The organism is Heliobacterium chlorum (assembly GCF_014502795.1).
Taxonomy (GTDB): Bacteria; Bacillota; Desulfitobacteriia; order Heliobacteriales; family Heliobacteriaceae; genus Heliobacterium; species Heliobacterium chlorum.
Window position 1 is genome coordinate 1 of sequence record NZ_JACVHF010000022.1, and the last position, 17,161, is coordinate 17,161.

Annotated in this window: 17 protein-coding genes and 1 other RNA gene; 8 read left to right on the top strand and 10 right to left on the bottom strand. The window is 46.6% G+C overall.

Annotation, left to right across the window (positions count from 1 at the left end; all coding sequences use genetic code 11):
* Nucleotides 1-69: 69 nt before the first annotated feature.
* Nucleotides 70-1,196 (bottom strand): IS3 family transposase gene (locus H1S01_RS15805; RefSeq protein WP_188041387.1). Its coding sequence is split into 2 segments (ribosomal slippage): nucleotides 70-950 and nucleotides 950-1,196, totalling 1,128 coding nucleotides; the frame shifts between segments, so codons are not numbered across the junction.
* Between the two features lie 167 nt (nucleotides 1,197-1,363).
* On the opposite strand from H1S01_RS15805, the gene H1S01_RS15810 reads away from it, so the two are divergent.
* The 3 genes from H1S01_RS15810 to H1S01_RS22575 all read left to right on the top strand — a co-directional run bounded on the left by H1S01_RS15810 (nucleotide 1,364) and on the right by H1S01_RS22575 (nucleotide 3,791).
* Nucleotides 1,364-1,873 (top strand): hypothetical protein, encoded by a 510-nt coding sequence (locus tag H1S01_RS15810; protein WP_188041388.1) that lies wholly within the window; start codon nucleotides 1,364-1,366, stop codon nucleotides 1,871-1,873.
* A 105-nt stretch (nucleotides 1,874-1,978) separates the two neighbouring features.
* Entirely contained in the window at nucleotides 1,979-3,052 is a 1,074-nt protein-coding gene (locus tag H1S01_RS15815; RefSeq protein ID WP_188041389.1) for a stalk domain-containing protein, read from the top strand.
* Nucleotides 3,053-3,332: 280 nt separating this feature from the next.
* Nucleotides 3,333-3,791, top strand: a complete 459-nt coding sequence (locus H1S01_RS22575; protein WP_188041390.1) for a YmaF family protein — start codon at nucleotides 3,333-3,335, stop codon at nucleotides 3,789-3,791.
* Nucleotides 3,792-3,999: 208 nt separating this feature from the next.
* Here H1S01_RS22575 and H1S01_RS15825 read toward each other — a convergent pair whose 3' ends face one another.
* Nucleotides 4,000-4,320 carry a hypothetical protein gene (locus H1S01_RS15825; protein ID WP_188041391.1) on the bottom strand — a complete coding sequence of 107 codons (321 nt, stop codon included), beginning with the start codon at nucleotides 4,318-4,320 and terminating at the stop codon, nucleotides 4,000-4,002.
* A gap of 344 nt (nucleotides 4,321-4,664) precedes the next feature.
* Between H1S01_RS15825 and H1S01_RS15830 the strand changes: the two genes are divergently transcribed.
* The 3 genes from H1S01_RS15830 to H1S01_RS15840 all read left to right on the top strand — a co-directional run bounded on the left by H1S01_RS15830 (nucleotide 4,665) and on the right by H1S01_RS15840 (nucleotide 7,001).
* Nucleotides 4,665-5,294, top strand: coding sequence for a hypothetical protein (locus H1S01_RS15830; protein ID WP_188041392.1), 630 nt, complete (start codon nucleotides 4,665-4,667; stop codon nucleotides 5,292-5,294).
* 242 nt (nucleotides 5,295-5,536) lie between these two features.
* Nucleotides 5,537-5,965, top strand: a complete 429-nt coding sequence (locus H1S01_RS15835) for a hypothetical protein (protein WP_188041393.1) — start codon at nucleotides 5,537-5,539, stop codon at nucleotides 5,963-5,965.
* Nucleotides 5,966-6,020: 55 nt separating this feature from the next.
* Entirely contained in the window at nucleotides 6,021-7,001 is a 981-nt protein-coding gene (locus H1S01_RS15840) for an arsenic resistance protein (protein ID WP_279287025.1), read from the top strand.
* 101 nt (nucleotides 7,002-7,102) lie between these two features.
* Here the strand turns inward: H1S01_RS15840 and H1S01_RS15845 are convergent, their stop codons facing one another.
* Nucleotides 7,103-7,477, bottom strand: coding sequence for a DsrE family protein (locus tag H1S01_RS15845; protein ID WP_188041395.1), 375 nt, complete (start codon nucleotides 7,475-7,477; stop codon nucleotides 7,103-7,105).
* A gap of 276 nt (nucleotides 7,478-7,753) precedes the next feature.
* Between H1S01_RS15845 and H1S01_RS15850 the strand changes: the two genes are divergently transcribed.
* Together H1S01_RS15850 and H1S01_RS15855 are read left to right on the top strand one after the other, a co-directional pair.
* The gene (locus H1S01_RS15850) at nucleotides 7,754-8,437 is read left to right on the top strand and encodes a response regulator transcription factor (protein ID WP_188041396.1); all 684 of its coding nucleotides are present in this window, start codon (nucleotides 7,754-7,756) and stop codon (nucleotides 8,435-8,437) included.
* 422 nt (nucleotides 8,438-8,859) lie between these two features.
* Nucleotides 8,860-9,870, top strand: coding sequence for a sensor histidine kinase (locus H1S01_RS15855; RefSeq protein WP_423751930.1), 1,011 nt, complete (start codon nucleotides 8,860-8,862; stop codon nucleotides 9,868-9,870).
* A gap of 76 nt (nucleotides 9,871-9,946) precedes the next feature.
* Here the strand turns inward: H1S01_RS15855 and H1S01_RS15860 are convergent, their stop codons facing one another.
* The 7 genes from H1S01_RS15860 to H1S01_RS15890 form a co-directional block, all read right to left on the bottom strand.
* Nucleotides 9,947-10,135: a hypothetical protein gene (locus H1S01_RS15860; RefSeq protein WP_188041398.1), complete on the bottom strand. Its 189-nt coding sequence runs from the start codon at nucleotides 10,133-10,135 to the stop codon at nucleotides 9,947-9,949.
* Between the two features lie 201 nt (nucleotides 10,136-10,336).
* Nucleotides 10,337-10,515: non-coding RNA, 6S RNA (ssrS, locus tag H1S01_RS15865), on the bottom strand.
* A gap of 62 nt (nucleotides 10,516-10,577) precedes the next feature.
* On the bottom strand, nucleotides 10,578-13,358 hold the full coding sequence (locus H1S01_RS15870; RefSeq protein WP_188041399.1) for a UPF0182 family protein: 2,781 nt from the start codon (nucleotides 13,356-13,358) through the stop codon (nucleotides 10,578-10,580).
* 88 nt (nucleotides 13,359-13,446) lie between these two features.
* On the bottom strand, nucleotides 13,447-13,878 hold the full coding sequence (locus tag H1S01_RS15875) for an ACT domain-containing protein (protein ID WP_155475035.1): 432 nt from the start codon (nucleotides 13,876-13,878) through the stop codon (nucleotides 13,447-13,449).
* Between the two features lie 37 nt (nucleotides 13,879-13,915).
* The gene (locus H1S01_RS15880; protein WP_188041400.1) at nucleotides 13,916-15,217 is read right to left on the bottom strand and encodes a phenylacetate--CoA ligase family protein; all 1,302 of its coding nucleotides are present in this window, start codon (nucleotides 15,215-15,217) and stop codon (nucleotides 13,916-13,918) included.
* Between the two features lie 42 nt (nucleotides 15,218-15,259).
* Entirely contained in the window at nucleotides 15,260-16,267 is a 1,008-nt protein-coding gene (locus tag H1S01_RS15885) for a potassium channel family protein (protein WP_188041401.1), read from the bottom strand.
* 27 nt (nucleotides 16,268-16,294) lie between these two features.
* The gene (locus H1S01_RS15890) at nucleotides 16,295-17,140 is read right to left on the bottom strand and encodes a PHP domain-containing protein (RefSeq protein WP_188041402.1); all 846 of its coding nucleotides are present in this window, start codon (nucleotides 17,138-17,140) and stop codon (nucleotides 16,295-16,297) included.
* Nucleotides 17,141-17,161 lie beyond the last annotated feature (21 nt).

A 17,161-nucleotide genomic window follows, 5' to 3' on the forward strand; every position in this document is an offset into this window, starting at 1 on the left:
TTTGCCTTCTCTAAAATGAGATCTTACGCATTCATTTGAATAAGGGCGATCGGCTCAAAAATAATGGGGTTAAACCGCTTCTGGTGTCATATAATCCAAGCTCTGATGTCTTCGTCTGCGATTATAGAATATTTCGATGTATTCAAATATTGCCTCGCGTACCTCATCGCGAGTCGTAAATCTCCTCAGGTGAATGAGTTCATTCTTCATGGTGCTGAAAAAGGTTTCTGCACAGGCATTGTCATAGCAGTTTCCTTTCCGGCTCATACTGGCTTTCATGTGATGTTGGCTCAACAGGGCTTGATATTCTTTGCTGCAATATTGGCTGCCGCGATCGGAGTGATGGATAAGGCCCGCAGTGGGTCGATGTCTTTGAATCGCACTCTTTAGTGCCTGAATCACTAATTCCCGTGTCATTGTACTCCCGATAGCCCAGCCCACAATGCCTTTATGAAACAGGTCTTTTACGGTAGCTACATAGGACCACCCTTCTTCGGTGGGGATATAGGTAATGTCGCTTACCCATACTTTATTCGGTGCGTCTACCTTGAAATTTTGATTCAGAAGGTTTTCGGCTACGGGAAGTTTATGATTTGAGTTCGTTGTCGCTTTATATTTCCGGAGCCGGATGGACCGGATACCATTTTCACGCATGAGCCGGTGTACACGCTTTCGGCTGCACGGTTGTTGTTCCCGTACATCCGCCAAGATCTTGTCGACTCCATATATGCCACCGCTGGCTTGATGGCTCTCTTTAATGGCTTCGACCAATTGCGCGTCTGTCTGTTTTCTTTGGCTGGGCTTACGGTTTTTCCAAGCGTAATAATTGCTCCGAGAGACCTCAAATAACTGGCACATCTTCTTCACCGGATGTTCGGAGCGGTGGTCCCGGATAAACCGGTACCTTACTTCCGGGGTTGCATTACGAAGAGTGCCGTGGCCTTTTTTAGGATGGTCACCGAGTCCTCCAGTTCGAGAATCCTCCGCTGGGCGGCTTTTAGTTCGGATTCGAGTTCGATGATCCGTGCCTGGTCCGGATGTTCCTTCACTTTTTCACCTTCCATCCAGCGGTAGATGGTCTGCTCACTTACACCCAGGTCCTTGGCTACACTGGTGACGCTTCGGCCTTTTTCCGTAATCATCCGTATTGTATCCGCTTTAAATTCTGCTGAGTATCGTTTACCCGTTTTCGCCATTTCCTTCGCCTCCACAAGAGTTATTTTATCTCACTCCTGTGTGTTCAACAAACCGGGTACGCCGCACGTGGGGGGTTTTAACGAAGTGTTACCGCCTTTTTCCGTTTAAATTAAAGGAAAAGTAAATCATTAGTCGAATCAACTTCCAACATAAAGAAATTGGAGGATTGATTGTCATTAAGAAACATACTTTCCGAAGATATTTTGCTATCTCAGGAATCTTTATTACTCTATCATTCTTGAATATCGCCGGATGTTCGTCTTTGCCACCGAAAAATGAGGTATCTTCTGATATTTCTGCTGAAGTTGATAAAATCACCATAGAGATCACTAACGTCACTACGTTACCCGAGGGTACTTCGTATTCACTGCGTTTAACAAACGGTAGCTCTCACGTCATTAAGCAAAACGTTGTTTATGTCAGCTATCTAATAAAAATATCGAACGGGCGAACGATGAACAACGCCAAAATCGAGGCAAGTGATAATAAGCTGAATATTAAACCTAATGATGTTGTACCCCTAACAGCTTTTATTCCGAAAGAGTATTACGAAAATAATCCATTCTTAGATAGTGAGACACCATATTTCGAGATTAAGGGCTATCTCCATGAAGTAACCGAGATGAATCAATTTGGTCATAGTGGGCCACTCAATAAACCTATATCCAATCAATAGTAAAATCATATTGGGGCTAATGGATATTATGGAGAAATGAGTTACATAGTGGTACGATGATGGTAATGATAGAATGTGTTTTTCCATGATTTGAGGAGGCTTAGCATGGGCTTATTAAATCAACGGTTTATTCAGATTTCATTTCTAATAATCGCTATAGCAATTTCTATAACTTTACTACCCAATTCAGTAATGGCTAATGAAGAAAATGAATTTATATCTTCGGTCTTCTTAAGAGATTGTTATTCGACGCAGCCATTACCAGCCGATAATGTTTTATCTCTCTACCCTGGTGAGTTAAAGAAACTTGATTTTATAGTTGTTGATAACAATGGATTAGAAACGAATGTAGATTATCGGTCGTTTTGGATGTCCGATAATTTCTCTATCGTTAGCGTAGGTCAAGAAGAAAGTACAGCTGGTGTAATTACAGGTATTTTCGAGGGTAATACTGTAATTAACGCAATTTACAAAGGACATACAGCTAAGATAAACGTGCACGTTAGACCAATTAAAGACGTCGAGCTTTCATTCCGGGAAAGCATGATGGTCGCTTTAGGTGACCCGTATCCTATTTTCAAGAAAGATGGAGCATATCTCATTCCCTTCAATTCCCATATTTATCCTTACGAAATTGGAATTTTAACCAATGGAGCTCGTGAAACTTTATTTGCGGCGGAATATGCTTTTTCGGATGAACAGATTGCAAGGCTAGGAAGAAGAGGTACAATACTCCCCATTTCAGAAGGCTCTACTGTTTTAACTCTTCATTGTGGGGGTTTTTCGAAGGATTTTGAAATTCGTATTGTGCCAAACGAAGAAGCAATAGCACAGCAGATTTCTGTAAATGGTCAGAAGTTGGATATCAACCAAAAACCGTCATGGTATATTGATCAGACTTATCTACCCATCCGAGGAATACTTAATGCCATGGGAGCAAACATTCAATGGGATGGGAGGACTCAATCAATTACTGTAATTGATAAAGATTCAACATATCAATTTTCTATTGATTCGTATATGGCATGGAAAAACGGTAAAGAAATAAGTCTTAGTCATCCCCCTAAAAATTTAGACGGCCAAACGATGGTTCCCCTCAGTTTTATTCAAGAGTTACTCAGTGCAAACGTTTCTTGGGATGAAAACGATCCAGTGATACAAATCTCAACTAACAATTAATCGTAACCCCTACCTTCCCCAAAATCCCTTCTACGCCCCCTCCCTCCACCATACCCCCCACCGGCAACACTGCCCCCAAAACTGCCACTCATCCTTCTATCCTCGCTCATCTTCTGTACCCCCGGTGGGCAACCGTGATTTTCGGTCGAATACCCGTCAAAATTGAAGTGTAACTGTAGTGCTGCCGAACTCAGGACATGAAACCAAAAAATGCTCGCCTTCACCAGCGGGCTTTTTCTGTTTCGTACGAGCTGCCGTTATGGGGGGGCATCTGCTAGCGATGTTAAATCGATTCTTCATAACAGTTCCCTCGCACTCTATAAACAGCAAATCTTCTTATTTACTTCCACCCGAACTCATAGTTTCGTGTAGCGTTTCAACTATCACCTTGCATTGCCTTCCAGAATATGGTGTATCAGGGTTATTAGTCTTGAAGGAGGGGGTTAAAATTCATAACCACAGATATTCGTTTCTCACCAGACGATCCAGAGGGCATCGACACCGTATGTGTGGTACCACATCATGTCAACCCAATATTAGAGGGCACAGGCATCGCTATTTTGGTAGTACTTCGGTAAGTGTTAACCACATTCATTTTTATGGTGGTGTAACTGGACCGGCGGTCTATGTTCAAGGTCGCAGACATTATCACAGAATGAGCGGAAGTACGACTTTTAATCTAGGTCACTCACATTCTTATCGAGGGCGAACCAGATTAGTCAGAGATTTATGCAGGTAAGTTTTTAGCTCGCCATAACTGGCGGGCTTTCAATGTTCTGTCCCCTTAAACTAATCCCTTATTCCCCCAACCAATGCAGACCTAATATCCCTCATCTTACTCTCTGTTCAAATCTAAGAAGTTCACCTCCAAGATGCGATGAGCCAACGTCGAGGTGCCAAACCTCCCCGTCGATGTGGATTCTTGGGGGAGATAAGACTGCTACCTGTCAAGGAAAACGCTTCCGTTTAGCAGTTTCAAGTATAGTTGTTAGTCGTGCTCGTAGTTCATCTCTCTCCGCTGTTACCTCGGCAAGTTTTCCCAATAATCGTTCGACCTCCGCTTCTAACGCTGATAACTTCAGCCGGGTTATATTAGAATGCTCCTTAATAAAACGGTGAAGGTCTGTCTCATCCACCTTCCAGCCAGCCGCTCGATGAAGACACTCTCCTTTGATTTTACCCTGTCGAAGCCATCGTCGAAGAATCTCGGGGCTGTTAGTGATACCGGCTTCCGTCAGTATGGCTACGGCTTCTACGACCGTAAGCATATTCTTCATTCCCCACTTTATTTACTACCAAGTTGTATATGATTATACTACCACATAGCAAATGATAGGGCAAGGAGAAAGGAGCTACTCAATACGAGTCTTCTCATTGAGCATCCTTTTAATCAGAAATCTATATGCCGCGACATACTTTCCATCTTTCTCGGTAAGATGCACCGCTAGAATTATCACAAAGAATAAACCAAAACAAACCCTCTGGCGATCTACCTTAGAGGGTTTGTTTTGGCACAAAAATACATTTTTTAGAAAAAGGGATTTAATTCCTCTCCCAAAACGAATATAATCTAAGTGTCGATTGTAAAATTATGTAAAAGGAGTGTGTGAAGTTGCGAAAACTCATTAGTCTGCTCGTTGTGGTCGGATTGTTTTTTCTAGCAGGTTGCTCTCTTTCTCCCAAACCGGAAACCACAGTCTCTTATTTTCTTGAAGCGGGGAAAAAATATGACCTCACCAAAATGTCTGCGTTGGTCGCGAACTCTGACGCAAACGGCAAAGAAAAGATTTCGGAACTCGGTAATGAAAATCAGTACCAAACCTATTTCCTCGACTATTTCAAAGAAAACGCAGGCAAAATTACATACACCATAACGAACGCACAAGTAAAGAACAATAACGCCACCGTAACGGTTAACTTTAAATTCGTCGATGGTACTCCCCTTCTCAAGGCGACTCTCGGAAACGTTTTTACCAAGGCATTAACTGGCGCCTTCTCAGGCGTTAAAATGACCGAGGAAGAAACGAAACAGATGATTGTCACGGCGATAAAGAAGCAAAAGGAAACCAACGTGGAATCATTCACCGATCAAACGATAGATATTAAGCTTGCAAAAGTCGATGATCAATGGTTTATCGTGGAACCGAGTGATGAACTCTTGAACGTATTCATGTCTAACTTCAATTCAATTGGTAAGGAACTCGGTAAGTCTATACCTTCCAAAATTGCAAACCAATCATAACGCATTTGGATTTTGTCACATCATGAAGAAACCCGCACCCCTTGTCATATAAGGGATGCGGGTTTCTTCGTTTCAGCTCGGATCAGTGCTCGCTTAATGAGGGTTGCACCGATAGAATGGCAATGTTCTGCTCAAATTCTTGACAACTTCTTGATATTTCCTCAATTAGTTTTGGTTTTTCCTAGTTTATCCTAGTCGATGTAAACCATTTATCTCAAGGGAATTTGAAAGGAGTTTTTTTAATGAACGTTCGTTCGTTACTTCCGGCCATCTCACTTCTCATGCTCAGCCCGACAGCGGCTTGGGCCGACGGTCCCCTGAAAGACCCTATCGCTCAGCAGGTTGATGTAAGCGGTAAAATTATCGTTCCCCTGCTCGCTGTCTCCCTTCTGCTGGCTGTCGTCGCCCGTTTCAGTAAAAATGGTACTATCTACGGCCTTCACCGTGGTCTCGGATTAATTGCCGGTTTAGGAGTATTCGGACACGCCATCTACGCGTTGATGCAAATGGGCTTTGATAAACCGGTCGCAAATGCCACAGGTATGATTGCCGCAATGGCTATCGCCGTTGTCGCCTACACTGGTTTCCAAAAATCACAACCTGTGTTACACCGTTTAGCAACCCTCGTTGTAATTGCCGGTTTCGTCGCCCACAAAGTAGTTATATCGTAGGGAAATCAAGCAAGGATTTTCATTAAAGCAAAGGGAGATTCAAATGGGTAAAAAAATGTTATTTTGGCCTTCCAAAAACCCCGTATTGAGTATCCCCATTGCGTTAAGCCTCGGTTTTGTCACGGGCTTGTGGGTGGATACCCGTTTTCTAAGTGACTTTATTCTGATTTGCACCTTTTTAATGATTTATCCTACGATGATTGGGTTGAATCTCAAGGAATCTTTTGATTTCAGCCATGCAAAAGTCGTAGGAGTCTCATTAGTGATAAACTTCCTGTTGATTCCTCTGCTCGCTTGGGGATTAGGAAAGGCTTTTCTTGTATCAGATCCTACCATGATGGCCGGGCTGGCTATCGCAGGATTACTTCCGACAAGCGGTATGACCATTTCCTGGACGATGATGTTTAAAGGCAATGTTCCAGCCGCCGTAAAAATGACGGCACTCAGCCTTGTGATTGGCTCATTGCTGGCACCATTTTACTTGTTGCTGATGGTAGGCAAGTATGTACACGTCGATCTGATGAAAACCTTCATCACTATCGCAATTGTCGTCTTCCTCCCATTAATTTTAGGACACCTTACCTTCAAACAAATTCTGAACCGCTACGGAAGAGAACATTTCCAAAAAGTCATCAAACCCTACCTGCCAGCGGTTAGCTTCTGGGCTATGTTGGCGGTTATCTTCTCTTCCATCTCGATGAAATCAAAAGCCGTCCTCGCTCAACCCCAATTGATCGGCGGTATTCTTATCGCACTACTGGTGTTCTACATCATTAACTTCACCTTGAGCACCTTAGCAACCCGGTTGTTTTTCAACTATAGCGATGGCGTTGCCTTGATTTACGGCACCGTAATGAGAAACCTTTCTATCGCTCTCGGATTAGCAATTACCGCCTTCGGTCCTCAGGCTGCTCTCGTCGTAACATTGGCCTTCATCCTGCAGGTGCAAGCTGCCGCTTGGTATGGTAAGCTGGCTGAGCGATATAAGTTAATCGGGCGAAAGCAAACAGAATCTCTCTTAGCGGAAGAAAGCTAACATCGTACAGAATACAGGATGATCTAAACAGATACTAAAAAAGGAAAAAGGCTGGCTTCGGGCCAGCCTTTCTTTCGTACTATGGCAGGAAAGTTATGTTCTTAGTTCAGTTGAAGTGTCGACTTAGCATTGTTCAGCAGGTCGACGATATCACTGCCGGTGATGATTTCAGCGGACGCAAGCAGTTCATCATTGGCAATCTTGTTGTGATGCAAACAGGCACCGCAGATTTTTAATTGACCGCCCGATTCCAGGAAGTCTGCGAGAAGATCGCGGACCGGGCGGAAAGGTTCGCCGATATTGATATCGTCCACATAGCCTTCTTTCCCTAAATGAACACCGTCAACCAGCAACAACAGGCACGCTTGTTCCCCTTTTTTCTGGGCGGCTAAGGCCACCGTTAAGGCTACAGTGACGTAATTTTCATTGTTTTTGTTAAAGCCCAGTGTAACTACAAACGAAGAATCTTTTGACATGGGGTACCACTCCTTCATGTTTTCTCAAATGGCGACGACAAACTTAGCTATTATCAGGGGTATAATCTTATTTTTCCTCGTAATTGCAATGAAATCAACGGATGCCATTTGGCCATTATTATATACCCCCACGGGTATTAGATTCAAGTACGGCTAAACAAATCCACTCCATATTTCCGCCATTTGGTTTATACTAAAAATACTAGAAACTTTGTCTATACAGATCTAAAACGCATATCAAATCGAAGGCACTATCACGAGTTCGGGGGGAGTCAGTTGACGAAACTATTAATCGTAGAAGATGAGGTAAAGCTGCGCGATAACATCAGTCATTTCCTCGCCAGTGAAGGATTTTCGGTTATTACGGCCGCCGACGGTCTCGAGGCGCTGAAGATAGTACGGGAAGAAAGCCCTGACCTCCTGCTGTTGGACATCATGCTGCCTGAGCTAAATGGCATTCAAATCTGCAAAATCGTTCGTCAGGAAAGTGCTGTGCCGGTCATCATGCTAACAGCCTTAGGCGATGAAGAAAATGTGTTGTCAGGTCTAGAACAAGGTGCTGACGATTATATCGTTAAGCCTTTTCGTATGCGAGAATTGGTTGCCCGTATACGAGCCGTTTTGCGCCGACATCGAGCCGCACCAGTCAGTGGAAATATGCTCCATTACGGCGACTTAGCGCTCGACTTGGATGCCGTTCGCTTAGAGAAAAACGGGCAAGAAATTCCGTTGACGCCAACCGAATTTAAGCTCTTATCGATGATGGCCCGTCAACCCGGTCGCGCTTTTACGAGATTACAGCTTCTCGAAGGTGCTATCGGAGAGGCTTTTGAGAATTACGAACGTACGGTAGATACACACATTTTTAACTTACGCAAGAAAATCGAAGCCCAAACGGGAAAACCGCGTTATATACAGACGGTTTTCGGCATCGGCTATCGTTTTGGAGAAAGACCATGATCCTACGCCGAATACTGATGTCTTTTTTTCTTTTCATCCTGTTGACTTCGTTGCTTAATATTGTGATCAGTCATTACTCGACGGAACAAGTATTGGAACATTTTAATTCAACTTTTAAGAACTCTCTTTCTGAATCGGTAACAAAAAATCTACAGGACTATTACAGAAAAGAGGGCTCTTTTGGTGGTGTGGCTGAGCCAATGATCTTACCTCGAGAACTTCAGCTCGTATTTACAGAACCCCATGCCCATGGTCCCCTATGGTCACCGATAGACTCAAACCATAATCATTCTTTCACCTTAGCTGGTGATGGTTGGTGGGATGTGGTTTTAGTAGATGATCAAGGCCACACCTTGATAGGAGAAGAACTGAAAAACAATAGGAAAGATGAAGGCTATCCTATCAACGTAGACGGAAAACAGATGGGTACCTTTTGGCTCATTCCGAAAGCGAACAGTTTACTTGAGATCACGCATAGCTTTCTCTTGTTGCCAGTGACTCGCAATAACCTTCTAGCGGCATTCCTTTCTTCTGTTATCGCTTTCATATTCGCCTATTTGGTATCTCGTTTCTTCTCATCAAAAATCGAAACGCTAGCCCAAGCGGCACATAACATTGCCCTAGGGAATTTGGAATACCGTGTACCTGTGCGGTCAGAAGAAGTTCTGGGTAAATTGGCCGCTGATTTCAATACGATGGCCGATCGCCTACAAAAGGACAGGCAACTCCGACGGCAACTGCAAGCTGATGTGGTCCATGAATTGCGAACTCCTTTAGCGGTCAGTCAAGGTATTCTGGATTCGTTGGAGAGCGGATTTATCCCTTGGGATTCCAATTCCCTTTCTTCCTTACAGGAGGAGATTGGCCGGATGAACCGTCTCGTTACAGACCTTCATGACTTGAGTAAAGCAGAGACACGTCAACTCTCCATCCAAAAAGAGTTGATCTATGCGGGCGATCTTCTCGAAAGGATCGAGGAATCTTTTCAAAAAACAGCAAAACTATCGAACCTCGATTTCCTAGTCGATTTACCCCTTACAGAGAGGTCTGCCCTTCTCTATCTCGATCCAGACCGTACTGTACAAATCTTTTTGAATTTGCTTCATAACGCAGTCCGTTACACCCCGACCGGTGGGACCATTCGAATCATAGTCCGCTTCCAGAGGGAAATGAACAAAGACGGCATCGAACTCGCTGTCTCCGATACAGGTACCGGTATTGCCCCGGAACATATGCCCCATATTTTTGATCGCTTCTACCGGGGAGACCAAAGCCGCAGTCGTCAAACGGGCGGTTCCGGTCTAGGTCTGGCGATTGCTAAGGAGTTTGTAGAACTCCAAGGCGGTAAAATCACAGTGACAAGCACTATCGGTAAGGGGACCACCTTTTATGTTTGGCTGCCGGTCGAATTAGAAGCAGGGCTCGAGATTTAATTCCTCCGTAAACATACAGTTTAGGGAGCCATTTAAAGAGCGATTTCGTCGACTGACGAAATCGCCTGAGGGAAGGTTAATGGGTTCTCCGACGTTCGAGCTCGTTCCTCGCTGATTCGGCTACCACCATCGCTGTCTCCAACCGGTCTTCCAAAAGCTCATGAACTTCTGCCGGCATAGGAATAGCTGCGGCAGTTACTCGTCGTAAGAATAACCATAGGTCTCGCGACGATTGTTCATAGCTATCGTGAATAGAACACAGCATTACCAGGTCTTCTGCCTCCTGCCGCTCCCGACTCTTCCGCCGTTGTTCAAAGATAGCCCATCACCTCCGTAGATTAGGATGTCCCTTATTCGGGGTTATGGTTCCATCGCAATGACTTTTTGTATGTTCATATCGAGCAGAACGTAAAAAAAGCAGGTCCCACAGACCTGCTTTTCCTATTGATTCCATTTGTATTAGAGCAATGTACCCGCCTATGCCGTCGCGCCGTGGTTTCTAAACCTGCTACTCGCAGGTGGGCATCTCACAGTCGCTTTTGCCTTCCAAGCAAAAGTTGGCTTGACAGCTGCGGCTGGTCTTGAATCCCTAATGTTTCATGTAGGTTAGAAACATTCAGGGGCTTACGTACATCGCAGGTACATTGCTTTGTCGTCATTATACCACTCTCAGTGGCGATTGTGAAATGGAAAATATGCCTCCAAGTCTATCGAGTCTTTTTCTCCAGTGTCTCCAGAGAATTACGCAGTTCCCGCAACTTTTCCCCGTACCCATTCCAGTCGCCCGCTTTGAGCCGTTCGTTTGCCTCGTCATAGAGTTGACGGGCTTGGGTAGCGAGTTCAGCTACGGTCCGATTATCCCCCGATGGAGGTAACGCTGGTTGTCCCGGGACCACAATGTCAGGCCCCGGCTGGGCTTGCTGCCCCGGGACGACCTCTCCCGTGGTTCCTGTTGATATGCCTTTGCCAAAGATTCGTTGTAACGCCGTATTTAAGTTTTCCTCCATGACAACTCGTTCACCGAAGACGACGATGACTCGTCGCAAGGCCGGTAGTTTTCCCTGCTCCGACTGAAGGAAGAGCGGTTCAATGTACAGGAGCGAATTGTTCACAGGCAACACCAGCAAGTTACCGCGAATCACCGATGACCCTCGCTGATTCCAAAGGGTGAGTTTTTGGGAAATTTCGGAGTCCTGATCGATCCTTGCCTCGATTTGGGCCGGTCCGTAAATCAACTCTTGTTTGGGAAAGGTATAGACAAGAAGTTTTCCGTAATTCTCACCGTCAGAACGAGCAGCCATCCAGGCGACCATATTGTCTTTCCGTGAAGGTGTATAGGGGGTCATCAAGGTGAATTCTGGACGATTGTCACCAGGTAATTTTAACAAGGTGTAGTAAGGCTCAATCTCCCGTTGTTCCTTTTCTCCAGACCGAACTTGCGGGAGATGCCATTCATCCTCCCGGTTATAAAATACGCCAGTGTCCTCCATGTGATAGGTGGCGTATACACGGCTTTGAATCTTAAGCAACTCTTCCGGGTAGCGAATGTGTTCCCGCAACGACGGAGACATGCTTTCCATTGGCTGGAACATGCCTGGGAAGATAGCCGTAAAGCTGCGAATGATCGGATCTTCCGGATCGCTTAAATAAAAGGTCATTTTGCCGGTGTAGGCATCAACAGTCGCTTTGACTGAGTTACGAATATAATTGCCTGCCCCAGCAGCCGGTTGAGAAAAAGGGTAGCGGTTCGATGCGGTATAAGCGTCAGCCACCCAGACAAGACGGCCGTCCTGAATAACCAAGTAAGGATCATCGTCAAAACGTAAAAAGGGAGCCACTTGTTGCAAGCGATCGACGATATTCCGCTCCATGAGCACCCGGCTTTCCGGTAAGATCTCCGATGACAACAGCAGTTTCAGGTCACCGAAATAGGCAGCGTAGACGAGTTTTTGCCAAAAAGAGCCTACGGGCAGACCGGCATCGGCTTGATAGGTTGAGTAGACATTATCGTCACCGGAGGGATAATCGAATTCTTTGGTTGCCGTTTTAACGATCACATAGTCGCCGGTCGTTTCACCAAAATAGATCTCCGGGCGGTTTATCTGCAGGCTCTCTGACGTCGCTTTCGGTGGAACGTCCTTTAAGAAGAATTTCGGCAGTCCCTCAGAGGTCGCTTCATTGACGGGACTCATGGCCACTCCATAACCATGCGTGTAGAGCAGACGTTGATTGATCCAGGTTTTTGCCGAATCGGGCAGTGCCGTAGTATCTAACTCTCGAGCCGCCAACATGACTTGCCGTTTTTGTCCATCGACCATATACCGGTCGATATCGATACCTTTGAACTTATAGTACAGGCGAATCTCCTGAAGTTGGCTGTAGGTCTGTTGAAGAGGTCTCCAGTCCCATAAGCGGATACTGGAAAAGGTATCATTATTCGCATTGATATCGGCAGCACTCAAGTCGTTTTTCATCAAAAAAGGCACATGCTGAATGCGATCGAGTCCAAAGGCCAACTTGGTGTACTGGATATTCATATCAATATAGGGTTTTTCCATGACGAATTCATTCGGCTCTACCTTGAACCGCTGAACCAAGGCGGGATAAATCTGACCCACCACGAGAGACAGTGCCACGAGTGTACCGACACCGTAGAGGGCCCACCGGATCCTCCGTCTGACCACAGCAAAAAGCAGCAGGGCCGCCGTAACCACCGCAGCAACAGTGAGTATCTGGTACGCAGGCAGTTGAGCGTGTACATCGGTATAGCTGGCGCCGACAACAACCCCTCGGGGGGAATAGACGAGATTACACATATCTAATTGATAGCCCAAAGCTTTGCCGAGGAAAAACAGAGCCCCGATACCAGCCAAGTGAAAACGGGCGCGGGGAAGTTCACCCCACCCTACTTTGCCAAAACCGAGTGTGTTGGACACCTGGTATACGATGAATAACGAAAAGGCGGTCAGCAGCAGAGTCGCTTGGGCGATGTGGTAAATCAATTCCCAGAAGGGTAACTGGAATAGATAAAATCCTACATCCCGCTGAAACAAGGGATCGGCGATGCCAAAACTCTCACTTTGCAACGCTAGCAAAAGGCTCTGCCACTCGCCAGAAGTCAACTGAGTCACGACTAGAGCTGCCAGAAAGCTGATGAGCAAAAAGATTTTGTTGAGGTACTCAGGTTTTAGCCAATCACTTAAGGAAAACAGCCGTGGATGAGATTCCATGTTTCGGGCGAATTGCAGAGCTTTGCTGACCACTTCCCTGGTCAAGCGCAGATTGACATAAAAGAAGAGAAAAGCCGCTGTGCCAACAGCAAGGGACAACCCCCAGGACGTTAGAAAACGGGTTGTAAATACACCGGAATAGCCTTCCGAGCTAAACCAAAGCCAGTCTACATAGAGCTTTAATATCGATGTGAGTATAGGCAAGACAACGAATAGCACGAACAATACTAAGAATCCCAAGTATCGCCGCTTGTTCACTAGTTTTAATAGTCCCCTTTCTCGAATCGTCAGAGAGAATTTTAGTTCAGAGTAAAAAGAGAAAGCCCGTTGAAACGGGCTGACTCCATTATAAACCGTAAACTTCTTCGCCTTTCAATACGCCGATACCGTGTGATTGCAGCACCTGAATCGCGTCATCAAGGCGCTCCACGCGGAAAATCACTAACGCTTTATCAGGTGTCTTTTCGGGCAAGGCATAAAGGTATTCGATGTTAATTTTTGCTCCTGCCAAAACATCCATGATGCCAGCCAAACCGCCGGGATGGTCAGGAATGGCAACGGCGATGACGGAGGTCTCGCTGACGGTGAAACCGGACCGTTTCAAGGCAAGGTAAGCGGCGTCCGGCTTATCTACGATCAGGCGTAGGATACCGAAATCAGTCGTATCGGCTATCGATAAAGCCCGAATATTGATGTTTTCGTTCGCAAGTGTACGGGTCAAGGTGGCGAGACGTCCTGATTTATTTTCCAAGAAGACAGAAATCTGTTGAACTTTCATAAGATTGTCCCCTTTCTAGTATACTCAGATATTCAGGTTATGATAGCTTACGGCGATCAATGACTCGTTTGGCCTTTCCTTCACTGCGCTCAATCGATTTGGGTTCGACGAGACGGACTCGCGCCGTAAGTCCTAGGAGGCTTTCCAATTCTCGCTGGATGGTGCGTTCGATCCGTTCCATACTTCTGATTTCGTCGGAGAACATCTTCTCCGATACTTCCACCCACACTTCGAGTGTATCTAGTGTACCTACCCGGTCAATGACCAGCACATAGTGCGGCTCTGTAAGCCCTAAGCTGAGCAGAACGCTTTCCACCTGTGACGGGAAGACGTTGACACCGCGAATGATGACCATATCGTCCGTCCGTCCGCTGACCTTGGACATGCGGACATGAGTTCGGCCGCAGGCACAAGGTTCCACATGTAAGACCGAAATGTCCCGGGTCCGATAACGAATGACCGGAAAACCTTCTTTGGTAATCGTCGTGAAAACAAGTTCGCCTTTCTCCCCGTAAGGCAGGGGTTCTTCGGTTACGGGGTCGATGATCTCCGGAATAAAGTGATCTTCAAAGATATGTAACCCATTTTTCACGGGACATTCGCTGGCTACACCCGGTCCCATAACTTCGCTGAGCCCATAAATGTCGATAGCCGTGATCTGCAGACGGTACTCTAGTTCCCGACGCATCTCTTCGGTCCAAGGTTCAGCACCGAAGATGCCTGCTTTTAAGCGAAGCTTGTCCCGGGGGATTCCAGACTCCTGCAGAGTTTCGGCGAGGAATAAGGCGTACGACGGTGTGCAGGCCAAAATCGTCGTACCGAAGTCTTGCATCAGTTTGATCTGTCGTTTCGTATTGCCGCCGGAGATAGGTACGACGGTGGCTCCGACTTTTTCAGCACCGTAGTGAGCCCCCAGACCGCCTGTGAAAAGCCCGTAGCCGTATCCCACTTGCACCACTGAATCGGTGTCGGCGCCGGCACAGGTCAGAGTACGAGCCATCAATTCAGACCAATTATCTAAATCGCGCCGTGTATAACCGACGACGATGGGGTTTCCGGTTGTCCCCGAGGAGGCGTGTAACCGAACGATATCTCTCATCGGAGAGGCAAAGAGTCCGAAAGGATAATGGTCACGAAGGTCCTGTTTTACTGTAAAGGGAAGCCGTCGAAGGTCTTCCAAACTTTGAACATCCATCGGAGTCAGACCGGCAGCCTGCATTTTCTCACGATAGGCGGGTACATTGTGGTATACCCGTTCTACCGTCTTTTTTAGGCGTTCAATTTGTAGTTTCTCTAAGTCTGCTCGTTTCATCGCTTCCATGGGGCGATTCCAGATCATCTCGCACTCTCCTCGCTCTAATCTCAACTAGTTTGTTTAGTATTATAGTTTCTTCGGCGCCGAAGCCAACCGTTCAAAAGATGTCAGTTGGTTTCGAGTCCCGAAGACGATGAGCAAATCACCGGGAAGTAACATTTGGGAGGCTCGGGGGTTGGAAATCAGTTCTTGACCTCGGCGAATGGCGACCACCATGGCTCCCGTTTTTTCCCGAAGCTGCGCTTCAGCTAACGTTTTATTGGTTAAGGGAGAATGCTCTCTGAGCACGATTTCCTCTAGGTCAATTTCGTGCTCTTTGTCATGCAGCACCGTATCGACATATTCGACACTGGCCGGTTTAAGAATGGACATGGCCATTCGCCTACCGCCGATGACGGCCGGCGAGACGACCTTATCGGCCCCGGCGCGGTACAACTTATCTTCCGACTCCAAGCGGTCTGCCCGGGCAACAACAAGAATATCAGGATTTAAACCTTTGGCCGTCAAGGCGATATAGACATTATCTGCGTCGGTCGGCAAAGCCGCTACGACTCCGCGGGCATGGTCAATGCCGGCCTGCCGAAGGATGTCGTCTTCCCGGGCGTCACCTTGAATAAAAAGCAAATTCTGTTGGCCATATTGCTGCAGTATGTCGATATGGGAATCGATGATCACGAATGGGACATCGTCTTTGGCCAATTGCTCTGCTACCTGCCATCCAACCCGGCCGGCACCACAGACGATGATGTGATTTTTCAATTTGGAGATTTTTGTTTCCATCGCACGTCTCCCCAAAAAGTTTAACAACTGACCTTCCACCACCGAACCGGCGATGATACCGATAGCATAAGCGACGATGCCTACACCGAGCGGCATGATCAGTAAGGCAAACATCTGGCCGCTCACCGTTTTGGGTAAACGATCGCCATATCCCACGGTCAACAAGGTTGTCTCAGTCAGCCAGGCCGCATCGAGCATGGTAAAGTCTTTTTCAAGCCACATAAAGCCGACCGTTCCAAAGACCATAAAGCTGACAATGGATATAATCGCCCATTTAATCTGACGTAGTTCCAAAGGCAGGTCACACTCCTGCGGTTCTAATCAAGCAGGTGTATAGGGGTTACGAGCTATGGCCGCTTCTAAATCAGTTATTACCCAATCAGGTATTGGGACACCTCCCGGTTTAAAGGGGGCGTAGGGTCCGTGGTAGTCCGTTCCTCCGGTCATCAGTACCCCTTTTTCCAATGCCAAATCGTGGTATTGCTGAACCCACTTTTCCCGGTTTGGCCCATAGTAACCGTAAAAGACTTCTAAACCGACGGGATAGCGTTCGAGCATGTCCGGTAGAATCAATTGATTCGATATAAGCCCAGGGTGGGCGATGACAGCCACTCCCCCGGCAGACCGGATGAGTTCAACCCCTTCGGCGAGGGAATGAGATAAATACTCCACATGGGCTAAACCCTTAGGATTCAAATAATGTTTGATAAATTCTGAACCGGGTCGGTTTAACAATCCGCACTTATATAAGGCGTAGACGATGTGTCCTTTGCTCACCGCAACTCCGGGGTTGGCCACGTCGAGCACGTCTTGCCAAGACAGGGCGACTCCTTGTTCCTGTAGTTTTTGCACCATCTGTCTCGCCACACCGGTTCGAGCCTCTCGTAGTTCTGTTAGGCGGCTCTTGAAGGACTCACAACGCAGATTAACGCCATAGCCGAGCAGATGTACCTCTTCGCTTTGATAGGTGACCAACAGTTCCACGCCAGGGATGACACGGACTCCACGATGTTGCGCTGCCGCTATAATTTCGAGACAGCCGTTCACAGATTCATGGTCAGTAATGGATATATGAGTTAAGCCAGCCTTCGCCGCCATATCGAGCAGTTCGAGCGGCGAGTGAAGACCGTCGGAGGCCCTTGTGTGGAGATGGAGATCTATTTTCATATCCTTTTCCCCTGTCCCATG

Excerpts from the sequence above, each read along its gene's own strand:
- H1S01_RS15815 (WP_188041389.1), top strand. The coding sequence starts at position 1,979 with ATGGGCTTATTAAATCAACGGTTTATTCAGATTTCATTTCTAATAATC.
- H1S01_RS22575 (WP_188041390.1), top strand. The coding sequence starts at position 3,333 with ATGTTAAATCGATTCTTCATAACAGTTCCCTCGCACTCTATAAACAGC.
- H1S01_RS15825 (WP_188041391.1), bottom strand. The coding sequence starts at position 4,320 with ATGCTTACGGTCGTAGAAGCCGTAGCCATACTGACGGAAGCCGGTATC.
- H1S01_RS15835 (WP_188041393.1), top strand. The coding sequence starts at position 5,537 with ATGAACGTTCGTTCGTTACTTCCGGCCATCTCACTTCTCATGCTCAGC.
- H1S01_RS15840 (WP_279287025.1), top strand. The coding sequence starts at position 6,021 with ATGTTATTTTGGCCTTCCAAAAACCCCGTATTGAGTATCCCCATTGCG.
- H1S01_RS15845 (WP_188041395.1), bottom strand. The coding sequence starts at position 7,477 with ATGTCAAAAGATTCTTCGTTTGTAGTTACACTGGGCTTTAACAAAAAC.
- H1S01_RS15855 (WP_423751930.1), top strand. The coding sequence starts at position 8,860 with ATGGGTACCTTTTGGCTCATTCCGAAAGCGAACAGTTTACTTGAGATC.
- H1S01_RS15860 (WP_188041398.1), bottom strand. The coding sequence starts at position 10,135 with ATGCTGTGTTCTATTCACGATAGCTATGAACAATCGTCGCGAGACCTA.
- H1S01_RS15875 (WP_155475035.1), bottom strand. The coding sequence starts at position 13,878 with ATGAAAGTTCAACAGATTTCTGTCTTCTTGGAAAATAAATCAGGACGT.
- H1S01_RS15880 (WP_188041400.1), bottom strand. The coding sequence starts at position 15,217 with ATGATCTGGAATCGCCCCATGGAAGCGATGAAACGAGCAGACTTAGAG.
- H1S01_RS15890 (WP_188041402.1), bottom strand. The coding sequence starts at position 17,140 with ATGAAAATAGATCTCCATCTCCACACAAGGGCCTCCGACGGTCTTCAC.